This window comes from Microseira sp. BLCC-F43, from assembly GCF_041929235.1.
Classification (GTDB): Bacteria; Cyanobacteriota; Cyanobacteriia; order Cyanobacteriales; family Aerosakkonemataceae; genus Microseira.
Genome location: NZ_JBHFNP010000341.1, coordinates 1 through 1,852, shown reverse-complemented (window position 1 = coordinate 1,852; position 1,852 = coordinate 1). Strand labels below are relative to the sequence as shown.

Genomic DNA, 1,852 nt, shown 5'->3' with positions numbered 1-1,852 from the left:
CACAACAACTGTGGAATCGTCGATAATATCTCGCGCCAGGGTCATTTCTATTTCCGTGGGATTATCCAAAACAACCATATTGCTGCCTTGGTAAAACATGCCATCCCGTTCTAAAATATCTTCCCCGTATGCCGCAATCAGTAATTGTAGGGTGCGTTAACGAAGTGTAACGCACCATTCTACATATAGTAATTGTAGCTAGAGAGTTCAGCCAGCTATTTTCTGTTTATTTTTATTGCTTTTTAACAGAGCGAGCGCACCCATACCACCTAATACCAATAGCCCTAAATTAGTGCCTGGTTCCGGAACATTGGCTATTGTTGTGGGTTCGGCATAGATGAAATCATCTGTGACTGCTAGGTCGATCCCTTTTAATAAATCTTCAGCACCAAAGGAGCGAATTGTCTTGCCATCAAAGTTAAACAGGGCTTTATCTCCCACCGTCAGCGTCACATCTGTAACAATTGGAGCGTCGAATAGAACGCCAAGAAAAGATGGATCGCCACTTTTGGGAGCCGGATCTACGAAAAATTTACCCAAGCTGGTTGAGCCATTGAAATATTCGATACTGCTGCTTTTTGCTAGTTCCACATCGACGAAAATTGCCCCGAAACCGCGCGTACCAGCAGCAGTACGAGTCCCAGCTAAGGTAAAGCTTTGTTCGATAAAACGGTCTTCAAATTCACCAGGTTCGTCATCGAACATGGCAAAAGTATTCTTGGGACTAAAGGCTGGAAATTGTCCCGCAGTCGCTGGATTGACGCTGGCAAATCCGTCACCGCTGACTGTATATTCTTCTGCGTAAAGCGCCCCTTGCCCCAAGAAGCGATCGACTGGGATATTCACAGTTGTGCCTGGGACAATTACTTTGGTATTCGGGTTAATATCCGTGCCATCTAGCCTGACACCATCCCAACTAATTGTCCTGAATCCATTAGCTTTCGGTCCCCCTGCATTAGCTTGTCCCCCAATCGCGGCTTTCATTGCGTTGAATGCATCGGTTGCGCCAGGGGTTCCAGTTCCGCTAAACAAGGTTACCGCTTGTGCAGATCCAGCCGCTGTTATTGCGAACAGGGTTGCACCTATTAGCATCGGTAATTTCTTGGCAATAGTCATGGTATGCACTCCTCTAAACAGGTATAAACATCAAGAATTGAAAATCTGCGATCGCTTCTGGGAATTCGCTTTTCCTATTACTCGTAAAATCCGGCGGCAAAATGTTCCTGGCAATACCTTTTTACAGCTTATCTATAGTTTTACGTTGTCTGTGTAATTTACTTTGTTTATACTAACCATACAATTACTGGTTTTGAGAACTGCCTTTACAGAATCTTCATAGCAACTTCATAAAACCGCCTCAATTCATCAATTTTTCATAAAGTTATCAATATTTTTACGTATAAAATTTTATGAAGGTTTGATAAATATATCAGCAATTATACGCAGGTAAATCCTGTCAACAATTTGACAGGATTTACTGCGCCATCGCCGGAGAATCGCCAAAATAGGGATAAGCTGCTCCGCATTTAAATCGAATAAAGAGACGGGGCTTGCATGCCCATCCCACAAGAATCTCAGAAAAATTGACTGTAAAATTAGATGCGTAGCAGCTTAGTCCCTCTCCCACATCTCTCCTCTGGCTGCGAGCGCTAAAATGTTGCTATAAAAACCCGGTTTCTCTAAGAAACCGGGTTTTTATAGTTACAAAACAGTCGGAATTTCCTTCAAATAAACCCTCGTAAACGGTTCGCCTTCTCCCAGAGTATACTGTTCGATCAACCCCTTGCGTCGAATCGAAATATTATTTCCCTCGCGCACAACAACTGTGGAATCGTCGATAATATCTCGCGCC

The 1,852-nt window shown here is 43.5% G+C and carries 1 protein-coding gene; it reads right to left on the bottom strand.

Annotation, left to right across the window (positions count from 1 at the left end; genetic code table 11):
* Positions 1–207 precede the first annotated feature (207 nt).
* On the bottom strand, positions 208–1,116 hold the full coding sequence (locus tag ACE1CM_RS44775; RefSeq protein WP_374885981.1) for a hypothetical protein: 909 nt from the start codon (positions 1,114–1,116) through the stop codon (positions 208–210).
* Positions 1,117–1,852: the final 736 nt, after the last annotated feature.